Genomic DNA, 24,467 nt, shown 5'->3' with positions numbered 1-24,467 from the left:
TTTCTAAGCCAGCAGGCGATGAGCCGCGCGCCAGAGCAACCCAAGGACCCGATCCGCTGGTGCGCCGCCCTGGCGCTCGCCTTCCTGCTGGGCTGCCTGCCGTTCCTGACCGTCGTCACCCATCCCTATTTCGACGAGGTCCATTACCTGCCCGCCGCGCGCGAGTTTCTGACGCTGGGCACTTTCATCAACCGCGAACATCCACTGGTCGGCAAGGAACTGATCGCGCTCGGCATCGCCCTGTTCGGCGACAATCCCTGGGGCTGGCGCCTGCTGCCGACCCTGTTCGGAACGCTGGCCCTGTTTGCCGCCATGCGCGCGCTGTGGTTCGGCACGCAAAGCCGTTTCGCAACGCTTTCCTACGGCGTTCTGGTGGCCACCGGCTTCCACCTCTTCATCCATGCCCGCATCGCGATGCTGGACATTTTCTACCTGACCTTCCTGTGCGTCGCCGCGTGGCAGTTCGCCGGGGCGATCCGGCAGCCGGAACAGGGGCGCTGGCGGCTGGCGCTGACGGGCATCGCGCTGGGCCTTGCCATGGGAGCCAAATGGAATGCGATCACGGTGGCCATGCTGCCGGGTCTGGTGTTCTTCTTTGCCCGCGCGGCAGCGGGACGCCGCCGCCTCTTCCTCAGCCGCCGCGGCGCGCCCGTTCCCGGCACGACGCTGGTCGAAGCCGCGCTATGGCTCGGCGTCGTTCCGCTGGCCGTTTACGCCGCCAGCTTCCTGCCGGCCTTCTTCTTTCGTGAAAATCCCATCACCGAAGGGTTGATCTTCCACCACCAGTTCATGCTCATGCAGCAGGAAAACGTGCTCAAGCCGCATCCCTATCAGTCGACCTGGGAACAATGGGTGCTGAATGCCCGCGCGATCTGGTATCTCTACGAACCGGTGGACGGGGTGCAGCGCGGCATCATGCTGATCGGCAATCCGCTGACCATGATTCTCGGCCTCCCGGCCCTCGCATGGTGTGCCTGGCATGGCGTGGTGCGCCGCTACTGGGCCGCCCTCGGCGCGGTGGTCGTCTACACCGTCAGTCTGGCTTTCTGGATCTTCGCCAACAAGCCGGTGCAGTTCTATTACCATTACAGCCTGCCCAGCATGGCCCTGCTCGCTGCACTGGCGCTGGCCTGCGATGCGCTATGGCGCAATGGCTGGCGCAAATCCGCGCTTGCGCCCGTGATCGGCAGCGTGCTGATGTTCGCCTGGTTCTACCCGATCATCAGCGCCGCACCGCTCGCCGGGCCCGACAGTTTCAAGGTCTGGACCTGGCTCGCAAGCTGGCGCTAGCGCCGCTGTCAGCTTCCGCGGGTCAGTACCGTCCCCAGACGAAGCGGCTGGACAGGGCATAATTCCAGACCGAACCGATGCCGATGCCGACCAGCGCGGCCACGACAGTCGGCAACCCGCGATCGTGCAGCGTCGTCGCCACGGCCACATTGGCGAAAGCGCCGATGGAACAGGCGGCGATGAAGCTGACCCAGCCCCAGAAGACTTTGTTCGCTTCTTTCAGGCGCCGGTCGCGGTAGGTGAGGAAGTTGTTGAGCCAGAAATTGAACGTCATCGCGCCGAAGGTCGCGACCGCCTGGCTCCAGCTGAAATTCGCACCGCCCACCAGCATGAAGGCGTAGAGGATCGCCATGTGGACACCCACGCCGATGACCCCGACCGTGCCGAACAGCGCAAAGCGCGTCGGAATGACCCGGCCGAAGCTCTTGTCGTAAAGACCGGCCAGGAAATCGAGGGCGATCGCCCGGTCGAGCTTGCTTTCGCCGGAACGGCGGGCGGAGAAATTCATCGGGAAGTCCTTCACCTTGAGCGGTGTTTCGGAAGTGGCGAGCAGGTCGAGCAGGATCTTGAAACCGATCCCCGAAAGGCCCGGCACCAGCTCGCGCGCCGTGGCGCTGCGCAGCAGGAAGAATCCGCTCATCGGGTCGGACAGGTCGACCCCGGTCAATTTGCGAGCAAGCGTGTTAGCGACGCTCGAAAGCTTTTCGCGGTCGGGCCGGTTCCATTCGGCCATGCTCGCGCCTTCGGCAAAGCGGCTGGCCACGGCGACGTCGGCCTCGCTCGATTTCACGGCTGCCAGCATCTCGACCAGCAGTTTGGGATCGTGCTGATGATCGGCGTCCATCACCGCCACATAGGGCGCAGCGGTGGCACAGAAACCTTCGATCGCGGCGCTCGACAGGCCGCGGCGACCGATCCGCTGGATGACCCGCACGCGCGGATCGGACAGGGAAAGGCGGCGCGCCTCGTCACTGGTCCCGTCGGCGGAATTGTCGTCCACGATCATGACTTCCCAGCCGGACCGCCCCAGCGCGCCTTCGATCCGCTCTACCAGCGGGGCAAGATTGTCCCGCTCGTTGAGAGTGGGGAGAATTATCGCCAGCTCGAGAGCGCTGGCTGCGGAGGTGGAGGCCATGGAAGGCTGCGTTTCCGGGTTCATGTCCATTGCTTCACCCGCTTATGCCGCAATCCTCAAGATATGGTTAGCAGCTTGCTAACAATGGCATCGCCAATTTCGCCGGTTGTGGCATTGCCGCCCAGATCTCCGCCGAATATTCCATCGGCAAGAATACCCTCCACCGCGCGCTCCACGCGTACCGCTTCGTCCTCCCGGCCGAGCGAGTGGCGCAGCAGCATGGCAAGGCTCAGCACGGCGGCAACCGGATTGGCCTTGCCCTGCCCCGCAATATCGGGCGCGCTGCCGTGGATCGGCTCGTAAAGGCCGAATGTGCCATATTCGGTCTGGCGCTCGCCCAGGCTGGCGCTTGCCAGCAGTCCGATCGATCCGACACAGGCACTGGCCTGATCGGAAAGAATATCGCCGAACAGATTGCCGGTGACGATCGTGTCGAACTGCCCGGGGGCCTTCACCATCTGCATCGCAGCATTGTCGACATACATGTTATCCAGCGTGACCTCGGGATAATCCTTGGCGACGTCGATCACCGTTTCGCGCCAGATGCGGCTGGTTTCCAGCACATTGGCCTTGTCCACGCTGGTCAGCCTCTTGCCCCGTCCCATCGCGGCGCGGAAGGCGGTGTGCGCGATGCGGCGCACTTCGGCTTCGTTATAGGACATGGCGTCCCACCCTTCGCGGCCGCCGGCGCTCGCCCGCTCGCCCTTGTCACCGAAATACACGTCACCGTTCAGTTCGCGCACCACCAGCACGTCGATACTGCGCGCAATCTCGGGCTTGAGCGACGACAGGTGCTCCAACCCCGGAAAACCGGCTGCCGGGCGCAGATTGGCAAACAGGCCCAGCTCGCTGCGCAGACCCAGAATGGCTTGCTCCGGGCGCAGGTGGCGCGGCAGATCGTCGCACGAAAAATCGCCGACGGCTCCGAACAGAACGGCATCGGCCGCCCGCGCCATCTCCAGCGTTTCGTCCGGCAGGGGCTGGCCGTGGCGGCGATAGGCGACGGCACCTACATCGCCTTCGTACAGGGTCAGCCCGGGAAGGGAAAGTTCGTCCAGCACGCGCAGCGCCTGTGCCGTTACTTCCGGCCCGATCCCGTCACCTGCAAATACCGCAATTTTCATTCTACCATCCGTGCCAGTCGCTGCCGCAAGAGTTGTCGTGCAGCTAGGACGTCGGTGCGGGTATCGGCAAGCAGGTAGCGTGCGATAAGGGGCTCCTGCCGGTCGAGAATTTCCAAGGCCTGCCCAAGGTTCGCTATCGCCGGGCGTTCTCCGCCATAACCGAGTTCGCGCAGCATCAGCGCCTCGTACACGGCCAGCGCCTCTACCCACTGCCGCGCCGCTTGCGCCGAACAGATCGCATCGAGCAATCCGCCGAGCGCACCGTAGAGCGCGGGATAGGCATTGCGTTCCGGCAGCACGCTGGCCGTCAGCGCGGTGGCCCAGGCGATGGCGGCGGCGGGCAGCGGCTCGCTCAGCCATGGCCCGCGGCTCGTTACCAGTTCCAGCCGGGCGAACGGCAACTGGCTGTCCGACTTGGCACGAATATCGGCCTGCACCAGATTGCCCGGGATAACGACGGGGCGCAATTGCCGCCCCCGTCCCCCTGCGACATAGGCGGCAACCAGCCCGCTCTCCTCGGTCAGCATCCGTGCGATCACCGCCGTTTCCCCATGCGGGCGGGCTGCGACCAGAATGGCGGGTGCGGTGAGGTGCATGGCTCCCGCCTTAAGCTAACGGATGCTCAAGTCGAGACTTGCTGGCGCAGCGCTTCCTTCGATGCAGCCACGGCCAGACCCTTGCCGCGCCCCATGCTCCAGTTGGCCTGCATGCGGATTTCCGGATTGGGAGCGCACCAGATCTCGCCCGTATCGTCGATGGCGGTGACCCAGATCAGATTATGCTCCTGGCCGTAATCGATCACGGCCAGAGCGTAGCCGTCACCTTTCCCTAGAACGTGCAAGGGTATCGGGGGATTGAGCTGGGTAAACATGTGCAGCCCCTTTCAGGAACTGCAACACCCTGAATTGGCAGCGGGTTCCCGCGGCCCTCGTCAGCTTCCGATACGGGCTTCGAGCGCGGTTACGCGGGCCTTCAGATCCTCGGCTTCTTCGCGCGCCTTGCTGGCCATCGTCTTGACCGCGTCGAATTCCTCGCGGCTGACGAAGTCCATGCCGCCGAAGGTTTCCTTGGCGCGTTCGCGCGCAGCGTCGCGCGCTTCGCGGCCCATGCCGGCAAGGGTTCCGGCCGCCGAATTGGCGAGTTTGACGAAATCGGCGATCATGGGGTTCTGGCTTTGCATGGCTACTATCTAGGCGCAGACCCCGCCCGTATCAATTGCCGATGCGCACGCGTTCGACCGCGCCATTGGCATCGCCGCCGTCGGCATCGGGATTGAGCTGGAGGAACTGATAGTTCAGCACGCTCGCGAACAGGACCCAGGCGAGGTACGGCAGCAGCAGGGCCCCCGCCAGCTTGCGCACGCGCCAGAACAGCGCGATCACCGCCAGCAGGGTCAGCACGATCAGCGCCAGGACGATCAGCCCACCGGTGATCTGCTGCGCGCCGAAAAAGACATAGCTCCACGACAGGTTGAGCAGGAAATGGATGGCGAAAACCCACAGCGCGGTGCTGCGTCCCCGGGCCCCCCAGGCCGATGCGACTACCGCCACGGCGAGCCCGATCATGATGTAGAGAATAGTCCACACGATGCCGAACCACTTGGGTTCGGGGAAAATGCCGGGCTTCTCCAGAGCAGCGAACCATGCCGTGTCCGGGCTGCCCAAACGGCCCGCCAGAAATCCAAGCAACACGCAAAGTGGCACGGTGAAGAGCGCCCACCGAATGAAACTTGCGCGCAGCTGCCCGCGCGACGCCAGCATGTTCATCCATTTACCCCGTCAACGATTCGTTTCATGCGCTTTCTGGCGAGACACCGCGCAGGTGGCAATGCAGCATGGCAATTCCGTCCCATGCCGGTGCGGGCCGATCACGGGGTCAAACCTTGACTATTCCCTTGGCCACCAGGCTGCGGATGGTGGCTTCCAGCGTTTCTTCCGCCGGTATGAAACGCATGCCCAGCACGTCTTCGGTATGCTTGCCGGATACATCGCGCACATTGCCCAGTTCGCTCTTGATCTGCTTCATTTCGTCCAGAAACAGCGCCAGCACACGCACCAGCCAGTTCGGCATCGGGCGGCTTGGTACCTTGCCCGCATGCTCGGGCACGCGCTGGCGGATGATGTCGGCCATCTCGCTTATCCAGAGGAACTTCTCGCTCGTCGGAAAGCGCTCGCCGCGGACCTTTTCCGCAGGCGCCTCGATTGCGCGGACATGCGCTTCCGCCACATCGCGCACGTCGGTCACGCAGATACCCATGTTCGGGATCAGCGGGATCGATCCGTCGATCAGCTTCTTCACGATTTCCACGCTAGTCGACATGTCATCGTCGTGAACCGGGCCGAAAACGGCGACCGGATTGATCGAACAGAAAATCAGGTCCGGCGCATGGATCGCCACCCAGTCGCGCGCCGCGCGTTCAGCCACCGTCTTGCTCTCGATATAGGGCGGGACCCCTGCGGTAAGATCCGTCCAGTCGAGATGGGTGAAATGATCCTTGTCCGGTTGCCCATAGGCGATCGCCGCGGCACTGCTGGTCTGAACGAACCTTTCAGCACCTGCCGCAGTGGCGAATTCGAGTGCGCGGAGCGTGCCCTCGCGGGCGGGAATGATTAGCTCGTCCTTGTTCTTCGGTACCCGCAGGGGAAACGGCGAGGCGACATGGGCAACCGCGCTGCAACCCGCATTCGCCTCCGCCCAGCCCTCGTCGCTCAGCAGATCGGCCTGAAACACTTTCAGGCGCTCGCCAGCGCCACCCCACCGGCTGCGCAATTTCGGTTCGCTCTTCGCCTTGTTCCTGACCGTCGTGTGGACGGTGTAGTCCCTCGCCAGCAACCGATCGATCACTTCTCCGCCGATATAGCCTGTGCCGCCCGTCACAAGTACCGTAGCTGTCATCTGCGTCCCCCGTCGTTATGCACGCAAGAAGGCTAGGCGGATTGGTTTCGAGGAGCAACGAGGTACCATGCTGCAGATCGATTATCTCGTCATCGGCGCCGGGATCGCCGGCCTGTCGGCTGCATCCCGGCTGGCAAGGCACGGCAGGACGGTCGTGTGCGAAGCGGAAGCGGCTCCGGGTGTCCATGCTTCGGGACGTAGCGCCGCCTTCGCCCATTTCGACATGGACAGCGCCCTGGTCCGGGCCCTGACGGCGGCCAGCATCCCCTTGCTCGAAGAACCGAACGCTTGGCGCCATTCGGCACTGTTCGTCGCTCTCGAACAGCAGGATCATACGCTTGATCGACTTGCATATCACTATAGTGAATGGTCCTCGCAGGCGCGGCGCCTCTCCGTATCCGAGGCGCGCGAACTGGTCCCGGTTCTGCGCGAAGACCGGATCTGCGGCGCCCTGCTCGACGAAAACGGCCGCAAACTCGATGCACACTCCATGCTCGAAACGCATCGTAAAGCCTTGATTAAAAACGGAGGTTCGATCGCTTGCGGCGCTCCGGTCACGGGAATGCAGCACGATGGCACCCGCTGGATCGTCGATACGCCGGGCACCAGCTACGCTGCAAGAACGGTCGTCAACGCCGCCGGGGCCTGGGTCGACGAGATTGCCGGACTAGCGCAGGTCAAACCCATCAGCATCCGCCCGCTACGCCGTACGGTCATCACGTTCGACGTCCCGATCGATGTCTCCACATGGCCCTTCACCAAAACGGTCGGCCCGGGCTTCTATATCGAACCCGAAGGCGCCGGACGCCTCCTAGCCTGCCCCATGGACGAAGGGACAAGCGCGCCCTGCGATGCCCAGCCCGAGGATGAAGACGTCGCCCGCGCCGCATGGGAAGTCGAGCAGGCGACCACCCTCACGATCCCGCGCTTGGCGAGCAAATGGGCCGGTCTGCGCAGCTTTACGCCCGACCGTTTGCCCATAGCCAGCTTCGACAGCCACGCACCGGATTTCTTCTGGCTCGCCGGCCAGGGCGGCTTCGGATTGCAGACTTCCCCCGCCATGGCCCTGGCTGCAGAGGCACTGGTCACCCGCAGCGCATGGCCTGGCGAATTGCGCGCCGTGAACGTCAGGCCCGAAGACCTGTCGCTCATGCGGCTGAACTAGCGCATCAGGACCAGTTCTTCCGCCATCGTCGGATGGATCGCGGTCGTGGCATCGAAATCCGCCTTGGTCAGACCGGCCTTCACCGCAATCGCAGCCGCCTGCATCATTTCCGGGGCTTCGGGTGCAATCATGTGAATGCCCACGATCTTCCCGCTGTCGCCGTCGCAGATCATCTTCATCAGGCTACGCTCGTTACGCCCAGCGAGGACGTTCTTCATCGGTCGGAAGTCGGACAGATAGACCTTCACGCTGCCGAGTTTGTTCTTTGCCTCGCCTTCGGTCATGCCGACCGCGGCGATGGGCGGATGGCTGAAAACCGCACTCGGGATGCAGCCGTGGTCCACGGCAATTGGGTCCCCCTTCCCGAAGACGCTGTCGGCAAAAGCCTGGCCTTCGCGAATGGCGACAGGTGTCAGCTGCACGCGATCCGTCACGTCGCCCACCGCGTAGATGTGATCCACATTGGTCTTGCTGAACCGGTCGACTTTGACCTCGCCCTTGTCGCCAAGCTCTACACCGGCAGTTTCAAGACCGAGCCCTTCGGTATTCGGAATACGGCCGACCGCAAACATGACGAGATCGGCCTTCTCCTCGTCGCAATCGGACATCTTCACGAAATACCCGCCGTCGTCGCACGGCTTGATATATTCGAAAGTGGTGTTGAAGCGGAACTTGATGCCCTTCATCGTCGAAATCTGCAGAAGCCGGTCGCGAACCGCTTCGTCATAGCTACGCAGCAGCTTGTCACCGCGATTGACGATGTGAACATCGCAGCCGAACTCGTTGAAGATACCGGCAAATTCATTCGCGATGTACCCGCCGCCTGCGATGATGATCTTCTTCGGCAGTTCATCGAGATGGAACGCCTCGTTCGAACTGATCGCGTGTTCCGCACCCTGGCACTCCGGCATCCGCGGACGGGCACCCGTAGCGATGAGAATGTGCTTGGCGGTGACCTTGGTCCCGCTGGCCAGCGTGATTTCGTGAGGTCCGGTTATCTCGGCACGCTCGTGATAGATGGAGACGTCGTTATTCTCCAGCGTCTCGGTATAGGCGCCTTCGAGGCGGTCGACATCGTTCAAGACGTTGTCGCGAAGGGTTACCCAGTCGAACTTGGCATTTTCGGTAGACCAGCCGAAATTGCGCGCGTCTTTCAGATCCTCGGCGAAATGCGCGCCGTAGATCAGCATCTTCTTGGGAACACACCCGCGGATGACACAGGTACCGCCGACCCGATGTTCTTCAGCGATTGCGACCTTCGCTCCGTGGGCAGCCGCGACCCGGCTGGCGCGTACGCCCCCAGACCCTGCGCCGATTGTGAAAAGATCGAAATCGTACTTGTCGGACATGCGGGGCTCCTCGTTGCGCAGGCCCGCGATATCGCGACGCATCGGGCGTTTGCCAAGGTCGGACCAGGGAAAGTATTTTCAGCTAGTTGAGCGGAGGCTCTTCAACCGCCAGCCGCCGCGCGACCTGAATTGTCTGTGTCACGAACAGCGTGACCAGCAGTATGCCTACCCCGCCCACAAAAATATCGAACGGATTGAGTTGCCACAGAACGGGAGCTTCGCGCCCGGCGATGTACATTGCCAGGGTCAGGGCAACCAGGATCAGCCGCATCTCCGTAGGCCCGGCATTGAGGTAGGAAAGGCGCAGTTCGCCAAGCACGCGAACCGACAGAAAAGCATGGATCGACATGAGCAGATACCCTGCCAGCGCCACTAGGGATACTTCGAGCAATACGAAGGGACTGAGGCCGATCCCGACCACCAGCAGCGTGGTCGCAAAACCATCGCAGCTATGGTCGAGGAAATAGCCGTAACGCGGGCGTTCGATCTTGCGAAAGCGCGCGAGGCTGCCATCGAGGGAGTCCCCCAGCCAGTGAACGACATATCCGCCGATCGAGAGCCACAGCCAGTCAGGATCCAGATTGCTGCCGAGATAGCCCGTGAAGACCAGCAGCGCGCCAAACATCCCGAATGCCGTCAGCATATCCGGAGATACGCGCCGCGGCATTCTGGCGCAGAGCCAGTTCAGCGCACGCCGCTCCACCCGGGCAACCAGGTTTTCCTGAATGCGATCGATCGGAGTGATCTTCGGCTTGAAAGCAGGTTCCATGCGGTTGCGCTCGATAATGACAAGGCGGATGACATCATGTGGACAGGGGCATGCCCCTGTTCTCATGCTGATGGGCTAGCCAGGCTGGCGAGCGCCTGAACGACGGCGGCGATTGCCGCTTCTGCTCTTGCCTCCAGCCGGCGCACCTTCCCGCTTCGGTGCACCAGCGCGGTTGGGATGCTTGACCTTCGGTTTACGCTTCTTGGCCGCATCGCCCGTGGGGCGAACTTTCGGCCTCGCCAGGCGGGGCTTCTGTTCGCGCTTCGTGGGTCCGACGCCTTCGACCACTGCACGGAAATTGTCCGGAAGCGGAAGGCGCTCGAATTCGGCGTCGGTCTTCTTGCGGATATCCTTCAGATAATCGCGCTCGTCTTCGGCACAAAAGGCAATGGCGATGCCGTCCTTGCCCGCACGCGCCGTCCGGCCAATGCGGTGGACATATTGTTCCGGCACATTGGGCAATTCGTAATTGAGGACGTGGCTGACGCCTGGAATATCGATCCCGCGAGCCGCAACGTCTGTCGCGACGAGAATAGGGGTCTTGGCGCGCTTGAACTCATCGAGCGCGCGTTCGCGCTGCGGCTGGCTCTTGTTGCCGTGGATAGCGTTGGCCGGGATGCCGACCTGCGACAGCTTCTTCACGATCCGGTCGCAACCATGCTTGGTGCGGGCAAAGATCAGCACGCGCTCGAACTTGCCGGGTACCGAATGGCGTTCGGACAGGATCATTTCGAGCAGCGTCTGCTTCTCGTCCTGCTGAACCATGAAGAGATACTGGTCGATGCGTTCTGCGGTCGTGCTTTCCGGCGTGACCGAGACCTTGACCGGGTTGCGGCAATATTTGCCGACCAGTTCCTGGATCTGCTTCGGCATGGTTGCCGAAAAGAACAGCGTCTGGCGATCTTCCGGCACGAGCTGGCTGATCCGGCGCAGCGCATGAATGAAGCCCAGATCGAGCATCTGGTCGGCTTCATCGAGGACAAGCACTTCGACCTTGTCGAGCGTGAAGGCCTTCTGATCGATCAGGTCGAGCAGTCGACCGGGCGTCGCCACGAGAATATCGGTGCCGCGATGCAGCTTGTTCCGGTCCTTGTTGACCGATGTACCGCCGACGATGCTCTGCACCTTGAGGCCGGCAAGTGCGCCGTAATCCTTGGCGCTTTGGGCAATCTGCCCAGCCAGTTCGCGCGTCGGCGCGAGCACCAGCATACGACAGGATTTGAACGGCGTCTGCCGGTCGGCATCGCGCAGGCGGTCGATGCTGGGCAGCATGAAGGCGGCCGTCTTGCCGGTCCCCGTCTGCGCGATGCCCATGAGGTCGCGCCCTTCGAGGACGGCCGGGATCGCCTGTGCCTGAATTGGAGTGGGTTCGCTGTAACCCTTCAGGTCGAGGGCCTGAAGAACGGGCTGCGACAGCCCGAGATCTGAAAACTGAGTCATGTTTACTCGCATTCGATATGCGGCGCGCAGCCGAAATCGGCGCGCGGTCGCGGGGTTGAATAACCACCCGCGTGAAAAGGGAAGTCTGGAAATATGGACCGAGGCGCGGCCGGGGCGATGAACTTTTAGGCATCGCCGCTTCACGCTGGCTAGCGCGCTTCGATGCAGTCATCTGGATGCTGCAGTGCAAAAAGTCAATTCAATTCGCGCGGATGAGCATTTGTAATGGCGTCAGACCTGACGGAAATTGATCGAAGCGTTGAGGCCGAAAACGGCAAGGCCGGCGAAAACCGACACGATTACGCGCGCTACCAGATAATTCATCGGGGTGAGTTCTGTCAGCACCCAGAACAGTCCGACCGTCACTGCCAGACCGATCATGGCATTCATGAGGAATATCGCATAGCCGGTAGAAAGCTTGCGATCCGATCCGGCGAAAATCCAAGTTCGGCCGAAAATATAGTGGATGCTATTAGCGACGAGGAAGCTCAATCCCGTCGCCAGTACCGCATTCATTCCCGCCTTCTCGACCAGAACCCACAGCACCGCCAGACCGAGCAGGAAGACGCCGGTGCTGACCACGGTGTTACGCAACAGCATGCGACCGGCAGGGCGGGTGAAGAAACGAGCGAACATGCGGGCTTGTAAACTCTCAGGCGGTGGCCAGCGAGCGTGGTGTCGGGCGCGGATTACTTTCGCCCGCGTCGCGCCATTCCGTCAGTCGAGGGGCACGGAACCACAGGAACAGGAGCGGCAATTTTATGAAAAGCAATTCGGAATGGATCAGGCGATCGATCCCCCGTTCCCACGCATTGGGCATGCGCCGCGCATTTTCGGCAAGCCATTTGTCGTAAGGCAGGAAATGGTCGGGTTCATCCACGTGGACGATCTCGAAGATGCGGTGGAGAGCCTTGTCCTGTTTCACCATGGGATGATCGAGCAGGATTTCGACCTGTTTCAGACCGCGCTTTTCGGTCAGGGAAACGACCCGGCAAAGCCGTTCGAACAGATCGTCGCTGGCGATAATGGCCTGGGTATCGAGGCTGTCGATGGTGCAGCCGAAAGTAATCTCGATGAACCGATCGATATGGCCAAACATCCGGTCCAGCGCGATGGGCATTGTCCCCCGCAGTTCGAACCAGCGCTTGAACATGGTATAATGTTTACGTTCGTCGGCACGGTGTTTCTCGACCGCCGCGATAAGTTCTGTAGCCTCAGGATGCTTTGCCCGAACCGCTTCGAGAACCCGGTCGAGTGCGGTATATCCGCGATGCTCGTTATAAATGTATATCGATCCTAACAGATCGAGATAGCGCCGTGCGAACCATGCCTTCATTCCAGACGTCTAACACGTCCGGAGATAGCCGTCATCTTAATCCCGCAGCGCTGCTTCAGCGGGCAGCTTCAAGTTCCACCTGTTCCATCGCGAGGGACTGAAGGCCCGCAGCCACTTTCGGTTCGATGCCGAGTTCGTGGGCTGCGCGTTCGTTCGCACCGAACTCGCGCACGTCGAAACCAGTAATGGTTGCGAAGACGACGAGAGCTTCAAGGTACGAACCTTCGGCGCTCGCGTGGTAGTGATCGTAGCTCCATAGATCGACCTTGCCGTAGTCGCGCCCATCATATGGGTTGTCGTCGGCAATGCCTGCGGCAATTGCACGGTTCCACGCCTCGCCTACCGGGATGACACCGTCGATCTGTTCAGCCTGGTTGTCGATCCGATCCATGGCGCCACGCAGATCGATGGCCATCTGCCCTACGGTTTGTCCGTACCAGTGACCTTCCGGCTTGTAGGTCTGGTCCGCCCTGCTCCACGTCGACATGAGATAAACGCGCGCATTCGGATTGGCCGTTTCGAACATTTTCGCAAGCGCGCTGGCGTCCCTGCCGGTATCGGTCGCATTCCCCGGATCCTCGGGGTTGAGGACGGAATATTCCTGCATTACCACCACGTCCCAGGCATGATCGATCAGTTTGCGCCTCTCGCGCAAATGAAAGCCCAGCGTAGTTCCGCCCTGCAGTTCGTGGCTGACTTCCCAATCGAGATCCGCTTGCTCGGCGAATTTGGCGAATAGCGCCGGAATGCCGCCGATGCCCTCTCCGTTGAGATCGTTCACGCTGTCGGGACGATATCTCAGCACGGCAGAGTTGGCGCCCTGGGTGAAGCTGTTGCCGATGAAAAGGATTCGGTGCTCTTCCTGCGCAGCTAAAGGTGCGGAGGTAAGGGCGACGGCAGCCAGCAGGATGCGAACGACCCCGATCATTGCGAAAGGCCCGCTGCCTGCAAAAGCGCTTCGGTACTCGCGTCAAAGCGTTCGCCACCCTGTTCGATCGCCTTTGCCATCTGTTTACCCAGTTCCACCCCGAACTGGTCGAAGGGATTAATGCCCAACAGGACGGCATTCGCGAATGTGCGGTGTTCGTGAAACGCGATGAGTGCACCGAGCGTAGCAGCGTCGAGGTCGTCGCACAGGATCGTCGCGCTTGGACGGTCACCGGGATAATTGCGCGCAGGATCATCGCCCTTCTTGCCTGCCATCAATGCCGCGCCTTGGGCGAAGCAGTTCATCAGCAGGATACGGTGATGTGCAGGGTCGAGATCGTCCCCCGGCGCAATGCTGGCGATGAAATCGACCGGAACCAGATGCGTGCCCTGATGCAGCAACTGGAAGACCGCGTGCTGCGCATCCGTGCCGACCCCACCCCACGTAATCGGTGCAGTCGGGCCGTCGACCGGCTGCATGTCTACAGTGACGCGCTTACCATTCGATTCCATTTCGAGCTGCTGGAGATAGTCGGGAAACAGGCCCAGCCGTTCGTCATAGGCGAATACGGCACGGGTCTGGCAGCCGCGAACGCGGGCATAGTAAAGATCGGCGAAGGCCGCCCGCATCACCAGATTATCGGCGATATCGGTATCCCGGAAATGCGCATCCACAGCCTTCGCACCGGCAAGGAAGGCGCGAAAATCATCCATACCCACCGCCATCGCGATCGGAAATCCGATACTCGACCAGATCGAATATCGCCCGCCGACGCTTTCCTGGAAGGGAAGGATCCGTGTTTCGTCCACGCCCCATTCTACGGCGCCTTCCGGATTGGCCGTCAGCGCAATGACGCGTCCCCCGGGGTCCGAAACCCCGTTGTCACTCAGCCATTTGAGCGCGCTTTCCGCGTTGGTCATCGTTTCGATGGTCGTGAACGTCTTGCTGGCGACAGCAATCAGGGTCTTGGCCGGATCGCATTTGGCGAAAGCTTCTTCGAGCGCGACGCCATCGATGTTGGATACGACGTGCACATCGCAATAGGACAGATCGCGGGAGAGCGCGTCGACCCCGAGCGCGGGGCCCAAGGCACTGCCGCCAATGCCGATGTGAATGAGGTGCTCGATTTCACCGAGTGCGCCCTGGTGGATCGCTTCGACCAGCATGCCCATGCGGTCGATCAGCGCCATCGCTTCTTCGACCTTGGCCTCGTCGCCCGTTCCGCGCAGTGTGCCGTGATCGGCGGCGCGGCCTTCCGTCGGATTGACGATCTCCCCCGCGAAAAGTTTCTTGCGCATTCCGGCGAAGTCCATCGTTTCTGCCAGATCCTGGAATGCGGAGATCACGGCACTGTCGAGATGGGTCTTCGACCAGTCGAACAATATTCCGCCTTCGTCGAGTTCGATCCGGCCAGAAAGATTGGCGACGCGCTCCTCATTGCCCGGTTCGCTACCGCCCTCACCCCCGTCGCGTTGCGTGCTGAACAATTCGCCAAGTGTAGGGCGAGGCAGATTGTCGAGGCGGGCCCAGAGCTCGGCGGCGGTCGTCATGGCGGGCAAAAATCCTTTAATGGCTGCGCTCCTGCGACTAGGGACTTCGGCGATGATTGAGAACCCCGCATGACAGACCCGACGCTGGATACGAATGCATCCTTGGATGCCTCCACCAAGCCGCAAGAAAAGGAATCGCTCGGCAGTTTCCTGTGGTTTGTCGCCAAGCTGGTGATCGCAGTGCTGATCTTCCGCAGCTTCATATTCTCGCCCTTCACCATTCCCTCCGAATCGATGCTGCCCGGATTGCGCAACGGGGATTATCTGGTGGCCGCCAAATGGCCGTACGGATATTCCCGCTATTCTCTTCCGGCTGACCTACCGCTTTTCGAAGGAAGGATTTTCGCGAAACTGCCCGAACGCGGCGATGTCGCCATTTTCAAACACCCGGTGTCCGGCGTCGATTACGTCAAGCGCGTGATCGGCCTGCCGGGAGACACGGTGGCGGTCCGGGACGGTGTGGTAATCCTCAACGGGGAAGCCTTGCCCAAGGAAGAGGCAGGTTATGCCGATATCCCGATGAGCGAGAACACCGGTTGCCGCAGCGATGGCGGCGTGGTCGTCGATGGCACGCTCTGTCGTTACCGCCAGTTTCGCGAGACGCTACCTTCGGGCAAAAGCTATCTGACCATCGACTTCGGCGATGTCGGCCCACGTTTTCTGACTGACGGTACAGGTGCATTGTCTATGGATGGCAATGGCGAGCCTATCCGGATCGATCCCGATAATACCGAACCCGTAATCGTGCCCGAACGCCACCTGTTCATGATGGGCGACAATCGGGACAATTCCCTCGACAGCCGCTTTCCTGCCATTCCCGATGGGGGCGTTGGATTTGTCGATGCAAATCTGCTGGTCGGTCGAGCGAGCCGGGTACTCTGGTCCACGGACGGAAGCGCCGAATGGCTGCTGCCGTGGACGTGGTTTACCGCCGCCCGCTGGAATCGCATCGGGAGCGACATATGAACGCGCTCAAGCCCGAAACCCGCGACTGGCTTGCAGAGACTGGCTTCACCTTAAAGGACGAGGCCCTGTGGTTTGCCGCGCTGACCCATGGCAGCATGGGCGAGAAGCAGGATTACGAACGGCTGGAATTCCTTGGCGACCGCGTTCTTGGCCTGTCGATTGCGGATTGGCTCTATGCCCAGAGCGACGCGCCCGAAGGCAAGCTTGCCCAGCGGCTCAACGCTATCGTCAGCCGCGAAATGTGCGCCACCATCGCGCGCGGCATTGGGCTTGCCCCGCATATCCGGATTTCCAAACAGGCCAGCAGCGACGGCGGCCGTGACAGCGACAACATCCTGGGCGATGTGATGGAAGCGCTTCTCGGCGCCGAATTCATCGACAACGGTTTTGTCCAGGCACGCGGCATGGTTCACCTACTCTGGCGCCCGGCGCTCGAAAGCGGGGCTGGCAAAGCCAAACATCCCAAGAGCGCGCTGCAGGAATGGGCAGCGGGCAATCAGCGGCGACCGCCGGAATATGAACTGATAGACCGATCGGGGCCTGATCATGCCGCCAAATTCACCGTACGCGTCAAGGTCCACAAGGTGGGTGAAGCGGTAGCCACCGCAGGAAGCAAACAAGAAGCCGAAAAACAGGCGGCAAGAGAATTCATGGAGAAGTTCGGGTGAGCGACAAACAAACCAGATGCGGTGTGGTCGCCGTCCTAGGCGCGCCCAACGCGGGCAAGAGCACGCTGGTCAACCAGCTGGTGGGCCAGAAGGTCGCGATTACCAGCGCAAAGGCGCAGACCACGCGGGCGCGGATGATGGGCATCGCGCTGGACGGCGATACGCAGATGATCCTGGTCGACACGCCCGGTATCTTCGCGCCCAAGCGCCGGCTCGACCGTGCGATGGTCAGCGCGGCGTGGGAAGGTGCAGAGGCAGCCGATGCCGTTCTGCTGCTGGTCGATCCGATCAAGCAGCGCCGCCACGAACTGGAACCGCTGATCGAACAGATCGCCTCGCGGCCCGAGCGCAAGATCCTCGTCCTCAACAAGGTCGATGCGGCAAAGAAGGAACCTCTCCTGGCGCTGGCGCAGGAACTGGGCGGCAAGATCGATTTCGCCGACATCTATTTCGTTTCGGCGCTGACCGGCGACGGGGTGCCGGAAATGAAGGCCGCGCTTGCCGCGATGATGCCCGAAGGTCCGTGGATGTATCCTGAAGACCAGGTGTCGGACGCCAGCGAACGCCTTCTCGCCACCGAGATCACCCGCGAACAGCTTTACCAGCAGCTGCACGAAGAACTGCCCTACGATTCCGCCGTGCGCCCGGAAAAGTACATTCAGCGCAAGGATGGCAGCGTCGAGATCCACCAGCAGATCGTGGTCATGCGCGACAACCAGCGCGCCATCGTGCTCGGCAAGGGCGGCAGCCGGATCAAGGCCATCGGCGAGGCGGCGCGCAAGGAACTCACCGAACTGCTGGGCCAGAAGGTCCACCTGTTCCTGCACGTCAAGACCGACGAACGCTGGAGCGAAGACAAGGAAATGTTCGAGGAAATGGGCCTCGAATGGAAGAGCTAGTGCGCGAGTTTAGCTGAGGCCATCAGCGAACGATATCGGCGTGCTGGGGTGTGCGTCTCAGTGTGGCCCCCGTCGCCTTGTAGCGGTACGCGCTACAAGCCATCGCAAGGACGCAGAACGCCAACGCGATAGCAAAGGGTGTGGCTCCCAGCCCCAGCCCGATCGCCAGCACCAGACCGACGACCGCCGCTCCGGTCGATTGGCCGAACAGACGTGCTGTCGACAGCATTCCGCCCGCGGCCGCAGCGCGGTCCTTGGGCGCGCTGCCGATCATCAGCCGTGAGTTTGGTGCAAGGAACAGGCCGAAGCCCAAGGCGCAGAGCGACAGCCGCCAGGCGATACCCGCTGCACCCAGATGGTCGGGCATAAACGTGAGACATAGCAGTCCCGCAATCGCGATCCCCATGCCGACCACGCCCATGACCGATGGCGAGATGCGGTCCGACAGCCAACCCGCCGCAGGCGCGACCACCAGCATGGTCAGGGGGAACGGTGCGATCAACAGACCGACCTCGTCCGGCGCATAGCCCATGCCCTGTTCGAACCGGAAAGGCAGTGCCACGATCAGCATGGCGGAGGCTACGAACGCGCATACCGCCGCCAGCACGGACAATCCGATCACCGGACGCCGCATGAGGTCCACCGGCAGAATCGGGCGTTCCTTGCCGTTTTCCCGCCGGGTCAGCAGAAAGGCTGAGATTACCCCCGCCACGATCGCGGCAAAACCGGGGACGATCATATCGTGTGTCGCGAGCGTCAGTCCGCCGATCAGCAAGAGCGCGGTCAATGCGCTCCACAGGCCGCTTATCGTATCGACGCGGCCAGAACGCGGTTCAGGTTCGGGCAGAAACCGGCCGATCGCCAGCGAGATCAGTGCCAAGGGCGCGGCGGCTACGAAAACCCACCGCCAGTCGAGATGTTCGACGATGAAGCCACCCAGTGTAGGTGCCACTGCATAGGAAGTCGCAACGATCACGCTGTTGATCCCCAACCCGCTGCCCAGGCTCTTGGCCGGATAGATGGTCCTCAACATCGCCGCCGACACAGCCAATGCGATCCCCGCGCCGAAGCTCTGCAGTACCCGCACCGCAATCAGATGCCAGAAGCTGTCGATCAGCAACGCAGCCGCGGATGCGAGGAAGAAGATGACCTGGCCGATCTGATACAAACGCCGGTGCCCGATCCTATCACCAATCGTGGCGAAGGGCAGCAGCACCATCACCATCACGAGTTGATACACGGTGACGACGCTCGTTACCGCGCCATTGCTTACCGAAAGGTCGCGCGCGATTGTCGGGAGGGCGACATTGGCGATGGCGCCGTCCACGACGAACAGGGCCGTTCCGAAACTAATTGCGCAGATCGCCCAGATGCGGCGCGGCATCGGCAGCCCGTCCATCTCGAGCAGGCCGGGCGCAGTATTGTCCTGATCGATCCGGCCATGGCCTGGCCCGGTCGTTTGCTTTGACGCCATCGCGGGCGGCCTTTCCCTGTGCCTTAACGCTTCTTCGCGATGTCGATCTTGTTCTTCTTGGCGAAGTCCTTGGTCGATTCCTCGCTGCGATTGAGCGCCTTGGCGATCTCCTTCAGCCCCTTGCCCTTGGCGGCAAGGGTGCGCAGCTGACCTGCTTCCTCGCCGTTCCACGGCTGCTTGTGGCGTTCGAAACGTTCCTTGGCCATCAGTCTGCCTTCGCTTTCTTGGCCGCCGGCTTTTTCTTCGCAGCAGCTTTCTTGGGCGCAGCCTTCTTTTTGGCCGGGGCCTTCTTTTTCGGAGCGGCCTTCTTCTTTTTCGCCGGCCCCTTGGCGACCCGCGCGTCGATCAGCTCGATCGCCTGTGCATCGGTCAGGTCTTCGGGTTTCATGTCCTTCGGGATGGTCGCGTTCGTCGTGCCATCGGTCACATAGGGGCCATAGCGTCCCGGCATGACCTTCATTTCGCCGCCGCTGGTCGGATGTTCGCCCAGCGTCTTGATGGGTTCGGCCTTGCCGCGACCGCCGCCCTTGCGATCGGCCGCCTGGGCGAGGATATCGACCGCGCGGTTCATGCCGACATCGAAGACTTCCTGCGTCGACGACAGCTTGCCATACTTGCCATCATGGCGAAGATACGGGCCGTAACGTCCTATCGCGGCTTCGATTTCCTTGCCGGTTTCGGGATGCGCTCCGACGATGCGCGGCAGGCTCAACAGCTTGAGCGCCCATTCGAGATCGAAATCGTCGAGGTCCTTGGGGATGCTCGCGCGTTTCGCTTCCTTGCCCTCGCCCAGCTGGACATAGGGGCCGAAGCGGCCGCTCTTGCGCTCCACCGGCAGGCCGGTTTCGGGGTCTTCGCCCATCACGCCGTCGTCAGCACCGTCATCGCCATCCGCGCCGCCGGGCTTGGCGAACTGGCGCGTGTACTTGCATTCCGGATAGTTGGCACAGGCGACGAAGGCGCCGTAGCGACCGCCGCGCAGCGCCAGCCGTCCGCCTTCGCGGCCTTCGCTTTCGCACAGCGGGCAATGGCGTGGATCCTTGCCGTCGGCGCGTTCGGGGAACAGGTAATCGGCGAGGAAACCGTCGAGCACTTCGGTCACTTCCGAAGGCTTCTTGTCCATCACCTCTTCGGTCTTGGGCTTGAAATCGCGCCAGAAGGCTTCGAGCAGTTTTTTCCAGTCTTCCTTGCCGTCGGAAACGACGTCGAGCTCGTCTTCCAGGCCCGCGGTGTAATCGAAGGCCACATATTGCTCGAAAAACCGCTCAAGAAACGCCGTCAGCAGCCGGCCCGATTCCTCTGCGAAGAAACGGTTTTTTTCCATCCGCACATAGTTGCGATCGCGCAGCGTCTGGATCGTGCTGGCGTAAGTCGACGGGCGACCGATGCCAAGTTCCTCCAGCCGCTTGACCAGGCTGGCTTCGGAAAAGCGCGGCGGTGGCTGCGTGAAGTGCTGGTTCGCCTCGACCCCGCGTTTCAGCGGCGCATCGCCCTTGGATATAGTCGGAAGCAGGCCGTCCTCATCATCGTCCGCATCGTCGCGGCCTTCCTGGTAGACCGCAAGGAAGCCGGGATATTTCACAACCTGTCCGGTGGCGCGCAATTCGTGCTGGCCGGTGGGGTCGCGCATGGTCACGGTCGTGCGTTCCAGACTGGCGGCGGCCATCTGGCTGGCCGTCGCACGCTTGAAAATAAGATCGTACAGCTTGCCCTCGTCACCCGACCCGGCGCGGTCGCGGTCGAAATCGGTCGGGCGGATGGCTTCGTGCGCTTCCTGGGCGTTCTTCGCCTTGGTCTTGTACATGCGCGGGCTGTCGGGCAGCGCGTGTCCGCCATAGCGGTCGGCAATCGCCTTGCGGCAGGCGGAAATGGCGCTGCCATCCATGCCGACCCCGTCGGTACGCATGTAGGTGATTGCCCCGGCTTCATAGAGCGACTGGGCGAGGCGCATGGTGTGGCTGGCGGAAAAACCGAGCTTGCGCGCAGCTTCCTGCTGCAGGGTCGACGTGGTGAACGGGGGAGCCGGATTGCGCTTGAACGGCTTGGTCTCGACCTCCTCGACCGTGAAGTTCGCGCCTTCGACCGCCTGCTTGGCAGCCATGGCGCTGCCTTCATCGCCCAGTGTCAGCTTTTCGAGCTTCTTGCCATCGAACTTGACGAGGCGCGCGTCGAATTCCGTGCCGTCGTGCTGCAGCTTGGCGATGACGGACCAGTATTCGTCGGCCCGGAACTGTTCGATCTCGATCTCGCGATCGACGATCAGCCGCAGGGCGACCGATTGCACGCGGCCTGCGCTTTTCGCACCGGGCAGGCGGCGCCACAGGACGGGCGAAAGCGTGAAGCCGTACAGATAATCGAGCGCGCGGCGCGCGAGGTAGGCGTCGATCAGGTCCTGATCCAGTTCGCGCGGCGCCTTCATGGCGTCGGTCACCGCCTGCTTGGTAATGGCGTTGAAGGTAACGCGTTCGACATCCTTAGGCAGCGCCTTGCGCTTCTGCAGCAGTTCGCGCACATGCCATGAAATCGCCTCGCCCTCGCGGTCAGGGTCGGTCGCGAGGATCAGGCGATCGGCCTTCTTGGCGTTGTCGGCGATTTCCTTGAAGCGGCTCTGCTTGTCCCGGTAAAGCTCCCAGTCCATCTCGAACCCTTCGTCCGGACGCACGCTGCCGTCCTTGGGCGGCAGGTCGCGGACGTGACCGTAGGAAGCGAGAACCTTGAAGTCCTTGCCGAGGTATTTCTCGATGGTTTTCGCCTTCGCGGGCGATTCGACGATGACCAGTTGCATGGTGAAGAAGGCAGTCCTTACGTGTGCATGTGCGTATACGCGCGAAAATGGGGACCGCTCCCAAGAGCCGTCAAGCAGGATTGTGGTGAACCCTGATCGTTCGGAGCTAACTACCTGACGTCATTTGAGCGAGACCCGCCCTGCGGCATGGCGCTCCAGTCTGCCGGCGATCTCCAGTTCCAGTAGCGCCAACTGCACTGCTGCTGCAGATGTTTCAGATTGCCTGATAAGTTCATCGACCCCGATCGGAGCCGTCGTCAGCAGTTGCTCGATATCCGCGGGATGAGTGTCGGCGAGGTCATCATGCGTGTAATGGAACGCCTGCGCCGGCTCGCGAAAAGTCGAGCGCGGCTCGCCCTCGAAAGTCCTGAGCAGTTCCGTTACATCTTCCGGAGATTGCACCAGGACTGCGCCTTCGCGGATAAAGCAAGCGGCAGTAGCACAACTTCTCACAAGACACTGAGTCCAATGCATTTTGATGCGCGACGAGTTAGTCGTTAGCGAAAAAGATGTTCAAAAGCCGCTTGTTCGCTAACGACCCGATTGCGGTCATCGAAACCCAAACGGAAAAGTGCAAAAGGAGACGTGACGTTAACCACGTAACGCATTATTGTGGCTTGGTCGAAAATAGAGCAGCAGGGTGGTGGCTCCTGCGCCCGTTTCAGCGGGTTCTTCTCTGCCTCGGCGTCAATCGAACTGGGTTCGGTGTGACGCGATGAGGTTTCGCGCTCCCGGACCAAATGTGGAGCGCGAGTATGAAATACGTTTATTTGAGTTTGGCCATAATCGCTGAAGTGATCGGCACCACCTTCATGAAGCAGTCGGATGGTTTCACCAAGCTGGTGCCGGGTCTGGTCACTGCTGTCGCCTATGTGGTCGCTTTCTACTTTCTATCGCTGACACTAAAAACGATTCCGACAGGCATTGCTTATGCAATTTGGTCAGGCGTCGGCATAGTTCTGATCGCAGCCATAGCCTGGGTTTTCCAAGGACAGAAACTTGATGCTCCCGCCATGCTGGGCATGGGGTTGATAGTAGCTGGCGTCGTGGTGATGAACGTATTTTCGAAGGTGTCGGCTCACTAAAGTGCGACTGTCCGCTTGCGACGCTCTTTGTCAGCACGCGGACAGTCGGCAAACCACCCCAATCTCGGTCATTCCGCTGACAATGATGTTTGCGCATAAACTGCCGTGGGACCGAAAAGCTGCCGTTCACAGTTAATTCGTATTGTAACACAACAACTTAGTCAAAAATCGGAATCGATAACAATTTCATAAAGCAAGCGGCAGTTGCACAAGTTTTGCGGCGGGGTGTTGATAAGCGACGAGCTTGCTTGCCGCTGATACAGAAAACCCCCAAAGTCCAGCGCACTAAGTCAACCTTTCTGCGAACGAGACATTATGCGCGAAACGATCTACGACCACCTTTCGAAGCTGTACGTGCAGGCCATAGCACTCGTCGCTCTAGCGGTCGCGTTCTTCGGTGCAGTTTACCCTGAGCAGGTCCGCGAGGTAGTTGGAGAGCGATTGACGGTAGAAACGATCCTTTCGGCAATCGCATTCTTCCTCGTGTTCTTAGCCCTCTATTTCTACCTTCTTTGGGTTATGAAACCTACTCAACAAATCCAAGCACCGGTAGATGAAGCAACAGCTAGAGACCATGCCGAAAGCCGTTTTCCTAAGCCTTCCAAACCCTCACCTGACACCTCGCTTAAGAGCGTTCGCAATCGGATTATCAGCCAGTGGGGCGGTGTACCCCATAGTGGGGCAGCTTCAATTGACATGAAGCAAAAGGCCGAGCGTGAGGACTTCCATAAGAAGGTGGATTTGGAGATACTCGATCAAGTTACCCACCATCGGATGAGCGTTTGGGGTAGGTACAATGATGGGGCGCGCCAATTACTTCGTCGTCCTGAGCGTATGCGCTTCGATCATCGAAATGACGTGGTTTCCATTCAGAGCGACTCATTGCGCCCAGTGATTTTTAAAGACGTGATGTTCGATGCAGGAGAGGTAAAGGCCGTTTGGCCATCGAACGGATAACCCTTCAAGTAGCCATAGCGAGAGATGATTTGGTCCAACTACCCGCTGCCACAATCGCGTTTCTTTATCAATCGGGATTAGACCGAATCCGAGCAGCCTATGGAGCGGCTTTGGCGACGACTACTGCGGCTGTTAATGATGCCAGGAAAGCATCGTTAGCTTACCTTGAAAGTGGCGATGACGACAGCGTGTACGAACTAATAGACGGCACACCGGTTTTAGTGAGTAGCACACAGCATGAACTCGATTACACTCACATGGAAGTAACGTTGTCCATGACGGCAATTAGGGAAGCGTTTGTTATCAGCGCGTTTCATTACTGGGAAAAGTGGGCTCGTTCCTTAACAAATCTGAATGATCGTCGAGATCATTTTTGGGTGCTCAAGAATCGCCTCGCGCGAGACTACACGATTCATCCTTCTTTAGGTGAAATCAATCGACTGACCAACGTTCTAAAACACGGATCAGGAGCATTTGAGCACGCCCGTTCCTTAGCGAAGGTAAGGCCTGATTTATTCTCGAGATTACCAAACCTCTACGGAGACTGGACCGTCTCGGTCTCAGAAGAGCATGTACGACAGGTGTTTGAGGTAATCAGCTGTTCGGGGCCGAGGTGAGACGCAGCTTTTAACCATTCTCTGACCATGTAGCT

25 protein-coding genes and 1 pseudogene are annotated in these 24,467 nt (G+C 60.8%); 8 read left to right on the top strand and 18 right to left on the bottom strand.

What is annotated here, in order from left to right; translation table 11 throughout:
* The first annotated feature begins 18 nt into the window (after positions 1-18).
* Positions 19-1,290, top strand: coding sequence for a phospholipid carrier-dependent glycosyltransferase (locus tag ACIGGE_RS10880; protein ID WP_397490356.1), 1,272 nt, complete (start codon positions 19-21; stop codon positions 1,288-1,290).
* Positions 1,291-1,312: 22 nt separating this feature from the next.
* Here ACIGGE_RS10880 and ACIGGE_RS10875 read toward each other — a convergent pair whose 3' ends face one another.
* The 7 genes from ACIGGE_RS10875 to ACIGGE_RS10845 all read right to left on the bottom strand — a co-directional run bounded on the left by ACIGGE_RS10875 (position 1,313) and on the right by ACIGGE_RS10845 (position 6,444).
* Positions 1,313-2,425, bottom strand: a complete 1,113-nt coding sequence (locus tag ACIGGE_RS10875) for a glycosyltransferase family 2 protein (RefSeq protein ID WP_397490355.1) — start codon at positions 2,423-2,425, stop codon at positions 1,313-1,315.
* A 56-nt stretch (positions 2,426-2,481) separates the two neighbouring features.
* The gene (gene leuB / locus ACIGGE_RS10870) at positions 2,482-3,549 is read right to left on the bottom strand and encodes a 3-isopropylmalate dehydrogenase (RefSeq protein WP_397490354.1); all 1,068 of its coding nucleotides are present in this window, start codon (positions 3,547-3,549) and stop codon (positions 2,482-2,484) included.
* Positions 3,546-4,145, bottom strand: coding sequence for a DNA repair protein RecO (locus ACIGGE_RS10865; RefSeq protein WP_103023167.1), 600 nt, complete (start codon positions 4,143-4,145; stop codon positions 3,546-3,548). The genes leuB and ACIGGE_RS10865 overlap by 4 nt, the downstream gene beginning before the upstream one ends.
* A gap of 26 nt (positions 4,146-4,171) precedes the next feature.
* The gene (locus tag ACIGGE_RS10860; RefSeq protein ID WP_103023166.1) at positions 4,172-4,420 is read right to left on the bottom strand and encodes a hypothetical protein; all 249 of its coding nucleotides are present in this window, start codon (positions 4,418-4,420) and stop codon (positions 4,172-4,174) included.
* A 60-nt stretch (positions 4,421-4,480) separates the two neighbouring features.
* The gene (locus ACIGGE_RS10855) at positions 4,481-4,729 is read right to left on the bottom strand and encodes an accessory factor UbiK family protein (RefSeq protein ID WP_103023165.1); all 249 of its coding nucleotides are present in this window, start codon (positions 4,727-4,729) and stop codon (positions 4,481-4,483) included.
* A gap of 31 nt (positions 4,730-4,760) precedes the next feature.
* Positions 4,761-5,315: a TspO/MBR family protein gene (locus ACIGGE_RS10850; RefSeq protein WP_103023164.1), complete on the bottom strand. Its 555-nt coding sequence runs from the start codon at positions 5,313-5,315 to the stop codon at positions 4,761-4,763.
* A gap of 109 nt (positions 5,316-5,424) precedes the next feature.
* Positions 5,425-6,444: an NAD-dependent epimerase/dehydratase family protein gene (locus ACIGGE_RS10845; RefSeq protein WP_397490353.1), complete on the bottom strand. Its 1,020-nt coding sequence runs from the start codon at positions 6,442-6,444 to the stop codon at positions 5,425-5,427.
* A 67-nt stretch (positions 6,445-6,511) separates the two neighbouring features.
* Between ACIGGE_RS10845 and ACIGGE_RS10840 the strand changes: the two genes are divergently transcribed.
* A complete protein-coding gene (locus ACIGGE_RS10840) occupies positions 6,512-7,609 on the top strand; it encodes an NAD(P)/FAD-dependent oxidoreductase (protein WP_397490352.1) in 1,098 nt (365 codons plus the stop codon).
* On the opposite strand, the gene gorA is transcribed toward ACIGGE_RS10840, so the two are convergent.
* From gorA to pgi, 7 genes are all read right to left on the bottom strand, one after another.
* Complete coding sequence (gene gorA, locus ACIGGE_RS10835; protein WP_397490351.1) at positions 7,606-8,958, bottom strand: glutathione-disulfide reductase; 1,353 nt, start codon at positions 8,956-8,958, stop codon at positions 7,606-7,608. The genes ACIGGE_RS10840 and gorA overlap by 4 nt on opposite strands.
* Before the next feature lie 82 nt (positions 8,959-9,040).
* On the bottom strand, positions 9,041-9,727 hold the full coding sequence (locus ACIGGE_RS10830; RefSeq protein ID WP_301642573.1) for a CDP-alcohol phosphatidyltransferase family protein: 687 nt from the start codon (positions 9,725-9,727) through the stop codon (positions 9,041-9,043).
* A 75-nt stretch (positions 9,728-9,802) separates the two neighbouring features.
* Positions 9,803-11,167: a DEAD/DEAH box helicase gene (locus ACIGGE_RS10825; protein ID WP_397490350.1), complete on the bottom strand. Its 1,365-nt coding sequence runs from the start codon at positions 11,165-11,167 to the stop codon at positions 9,803-9,805.
* 231 nt (positions 11,168-11,398) lie between these two features.
* Positions 11,399-11,803 (bottom strand): GtrA family protein, encoded by a 405-nt coding sequence (locus tag ACIGGE_RS10820; RefSeq protein ID WP_103023159.1) that lies wholly within the window; start codon positions 11,801-11,803, stop codon positions 11,399-11,401.
* Positions 11,804-11,819: 16 nt separating this feature from the next.
* A complete protein-coding gene (locus ACIGGE_RS10815) occupies positions 11,820-12,503 on the bottom strand; it encodes a hypothetical protein (RefSeq protein WP_103023158.1) in 684 nt (227 codons plus the stop codon).
* Between the two features lie 55 nt (positions 12,504-12,558).
* Positions 12,559-13,431, bottom strand: a complete 873-nt coding sequence (locus ACIGGE_RS10810) for a DUF4886 domain-containing protein (RefSeq protein WP_397490349.1) — start codon at positions 13,429-13,431, stop codon at positions 12,559-12,561.
* Positions 13,428-14,981, bottom strand: coding sequence for a glucose-6-phosphate isomerase (gene pgi / locus ACIGGE_RS10805; RefSeq protein WP_397490348.1), 1,554 nt, complete (start codon positions 14,979-14,981; stop codon positions 13,428-13,430). The genes ACIGGE_RS10810 and pgi overlap by 4 nt, the downstream gene beginning before the upstream one ends.
* 69 nt (positions 14,982-15,050) lie before the next feature.
* Between pgi and lepB the strand changes: the two genes are divergently transcribed.
* The 3 genes from lepB to era are packed head-to-tail and all read left to right on the top strand — an operon-like array spanning position 15,051 to position 17,514.
* Positions 15,051-15,947: a signal peptidase I gene (gene lepB, locus ACIGGE_RS10800; protein ID WP_397490347.1), complete on the top strand. Its 897-nt coding sequence runs from the start codon at positions 15,051-15,053 to the stop codon at positions 15,945-15,947.
* On the top strand, positions 15,944-16,615 hold the full coding sequence (gene rnc / locus ACIGGE_RS10795; RefSeq protein ID WP_397490346.1) for a ribonuclease III: 672 nt from the start codon (positions 15,944-15,946) through the stop codon (positions 16,613-16,615). The genes lepB and rnc overlap by 4 nt, the downstream gene beginning before the upstream one ends.
* Entirely contained in the window at positions 16,612-17,514 is a 903-nt protein-coding gene (gene era / locus ACIGGE_RS10790) for a GTPase Era (protein ID WP_397490345.1), read from the top strand. Before rnc ends, era begins: the two co-directional genes overlap by 4 nt.
* A gap of 22 nt (positions 17,515-17,536) precedes the next feature.
* Here era and ACIGGE_RS10785 read toward each other — a convergent pair whose 3' ends face one another.
* From ACIGGE_RS10785 to ACIGGE_RS10770, 4 genes and pseudogenes are all read right to left on the bottom strand, one after another.
* The gene (locus tag ACIGGE_RS10785) at positions 17,537-18,988 is read right to left on the bottom strand and encodes an MFS transporter (protein ID WP_397490344.1); all 1,452 of its coding nucleotides are present in this window, start codon (positions 18,986-18,988) and stop codon (positions 17,537-17,539) included.
* A gap of 23 nt (positions 18,989-19,011) precedes the next feature.
* Complete coding sequence (locus ACIGGE_RS10780; protein ID WP_103023151.1) at positions 19,012-19,194, bottom strand: hypothetical protein; 183 nt, start codon at positions 19,192-19,194, stop codon at positions 19,012-19,014.
* Complete coding sequence (gene topA / locus ACIGGE_RS10775; protein ID WP_397490343.1) at positions 19,194-21,773, bottom strand: type I DNA topoisomerase; 2,580 nt, start codon at positions 21,771-21,773, stop codon at positions 19,194-19,196. The genes ACIGGE_RS10780 and topA overlap by 1 nt, the downstream gene beginning before the upstream one ends.
* Positions 21,774-21,893: 120 nt before the next feature.
* Positions 21,894-22,196, bottom strand: a pseudogene (locus ACIGGE_RS10770) (DNA-protecting protein DprA); the annotation flags it as partial.
* A 332-nt stretch (positions 22,197-22,528) separates the two neighbouring features.
* Here ACIGGE_RS10770 and ACIGGE_RS10765 point away from each other — a divergent pair.
* The 3 genes from ACIGGE_RS10765 to ACIGGE_RS10755 all read left to right on the top strand — a co-directional run bounded on the left by ACIGGE_RS10765 (position 22,529) and on the right by ACIGGE_RS10755 (position 24,432).
* Positions 22,529-22,858: an SMR family transporter gene (locus tag ACIGGE_RS10765; RefSeq protein ID WP_397490342.1), complete on the top strand. Its 330-nt coding sequence runs from the start codon at positions 22,529-22,531 to the stop codon at positions 22,856-22,858.
* Positions 22,859-23,173: 315 nt separating this feature from the next.
* On the top strand, positions 23,174-23,815 hold the full coding sequence (locus tag ACIGGE_RS10760) for a hypothetical protein (protein WP_397490341.1): 642 nt from the start codon (positions 23,174-23,176) through the stop codon (positions 23,813-23,815).
* A gap of 110 nt (positions 23,816-23,925) precedes the next feature.
* The gene (locus ACIGGE_RS10755) at positions 23,926-24,432 is read left to right on the top strand and encodes a hypothetical protein (protein ID WP_397490340.1); all 507 of its coding nucleotides are present in this window, start codon (positions 23,926-23,928) and stop codon (positions 24,430-24,432) included.
* The last annotated feature ends 35 nt before the right edge of the window (positions 24,433-24,467 follow it).

This window comes from Qipengyuania sp. NPDC077410 (assembly GCF_044543405.1).
Classification (GTDB): Bacteria; Pseudomonadota; Alphaproteobacteria; order Sphingomonadales; family Sphingomonadaceae; genus Qipengyuania; species Qipengyuania pacifica.
Note: the sequence above shows the minus strand (reverse complement) of the source record. Positions and strands in the feature narration are given on the sequence as shown.

Bases quoted from the DNA above. Each gene is read 5' to 3' on its own strand.
- ACIGGE_RS10880 (WP_397490356.1), top strand. From the start codon at position 19: ATGAGCCGCGCGCCAGAGCAACCCAAGGACCCGATCCGCTGGTGCGCC.
- ACIGGE_RS10875 (WP_397490355.1), bottom strand. From the start codon at position 2,425: ATGGCCTCCACCTCCGCAGCCAGCGCTCTCGAGCTGGCGATAATTCTC.
- leuB (WP_397490354.1), bottom strand. From the start codon at position 3,549: ATGAAAATTGCGGTATTTGCAGGTGACGGGATCGGGCCGGAAGTAACG.
- ACIGGE_RS10865 (WP_103023167.1), bottom strand. From the start codon at position 4,145: ATGCACCTCACCGCACCCGCCATTCTGGTCGCAGCCCGCCCGCATGGG.
- ACIGGE_RS10860 (WP_103023166.1), bottom strand. From the start codon at position 4,420: ATGTTTACCCAGCTCAATCCCCCGATACCCTTGCACGTTCTAGGGAAA.
- ACIGGE_RS10855 (WP_103023165.1), bottom strand. From the start codon at position 4,729: ATGCAAAGCCAGAACCCCATGATCGCCGATTTCGTCAAACTCGCCAAT.
- ACIGGE_RS10850 (WP_103023164.1), bottom strand. From the start codon at position 5,315: ATGAACATGCTGGCGTCGCGCGGGCAGCTGCGCGCAAGTTTCATTCGG.
- ACIGGE_RS10845 (WP_397490353.1), bottom strand. From the start codon at position 6,444: ATGACAGCTACGGTACTTGTGACGGGCGGCACAGGCTATATCGGCGGA.
- ACIGGE_RS10840 (WP_397490352.1), top strand. From the start codon at position 6,512: ATGCTGCAGATCGATTATCTCGTCATCGGCGCCGGGATCGCCGGCCTG.
- gorA (WP_397490351.1), bottom strand. From the start codon at position 8,958: ATGTCCGACAAGTACGATTTCGATCTTTTCACAATCGGCGCAGGGTCT.
- ACIGGE_RS10830 (WP_301642573.1), bottom strand. From the start codon at position 9,727: ATGGAACCTGCTTTCAAGCCGAAGATCACTCCGATCGATCGCATTCAG.
- ACIGGE_RS10825 (WP_397490350.1), bottom strand. From the start codon at position 11,167: ATGACTCAGTTTTCAGATCTCGGGCTGTCGCAGCCCGTTCTTCAGGCC.
- ACIGGE_RS10820 (WP_103023159.1), bottom strand. From the start codon at position 11,803: ATGTTCGCTCGTTTCTTCACCCGCCCTGCCGGTCGCATGCTGTTGCGT.
- ACIGGE_RS10815 (WP_103023158.1), bottom strand. From the start codon at position 12,503: ATGAAGGCATGGTTCGCACGGCGCTATCTCGATCTGTTAGGATCGATA.
- ACIGGE_RS10810 (WP_397490349.1), bottom strand. From the start codon at position 13,431: ATGATCGGGGTCGTTCGCATCCTGCTGGCTGCCGTCGCCCTTACCTCC.
- pgi (WP_397490348.1), bottom strand. From the start codon at position 14,981: ATGACGACCGCCGCCGAGCTCTGGGCCCGCCTCGACAATCTGCCTCGC.
- lepB (WP_397490347.1), top strand. From the start codon at position 15,051: ATGACAGACCCGACGCTGGATACGAATGCATCCTTGGATGCCTCCACC.
- rnc (WP_397490346.1), top strand. From the start codon at position 15,944: ATGAACGCGCTCAAGCCCGAAACCCGCGACTGGCTTGCAGAGACTGGC.
- ACIGGE_RS10785 (WP_397490344.1), bottom strand. From the start codon at position 18,988: ATGGCGTCAAAGCAAACGACCGGGCCAGGCCATGGCCGGATCGATCAG.
- ACIGGE_RS10780 (WP_103023151.1), bottom strand. From the start codon at position 19,194: ATGGCCAAGGAACGTTTCGAACGCCACAAGCAGCCGTGGAACGGCGAG.
- topA (WP_397490343.1), bottom strand. From the start codon at position 21,773: ATGCAACTGGTCATCGTCGAATCGCCCGCGAAGGCGAAAACCATCGAG.
- ACIGGE_RS10765 (WP_397490342.1), top strand. From the start codon at position 22,529: ATGAAATACGTTTATTTGAGTTTGGCCATAATCGCTGAAGTGATCGGC.
- ACIGGE_RS10760 (WP_397490341.1), top strand. From the start codon at position 23,174: ATGCGCGAAACGATCTACGACCACCTTTCGAAGCTGTACGTGCAGGCC.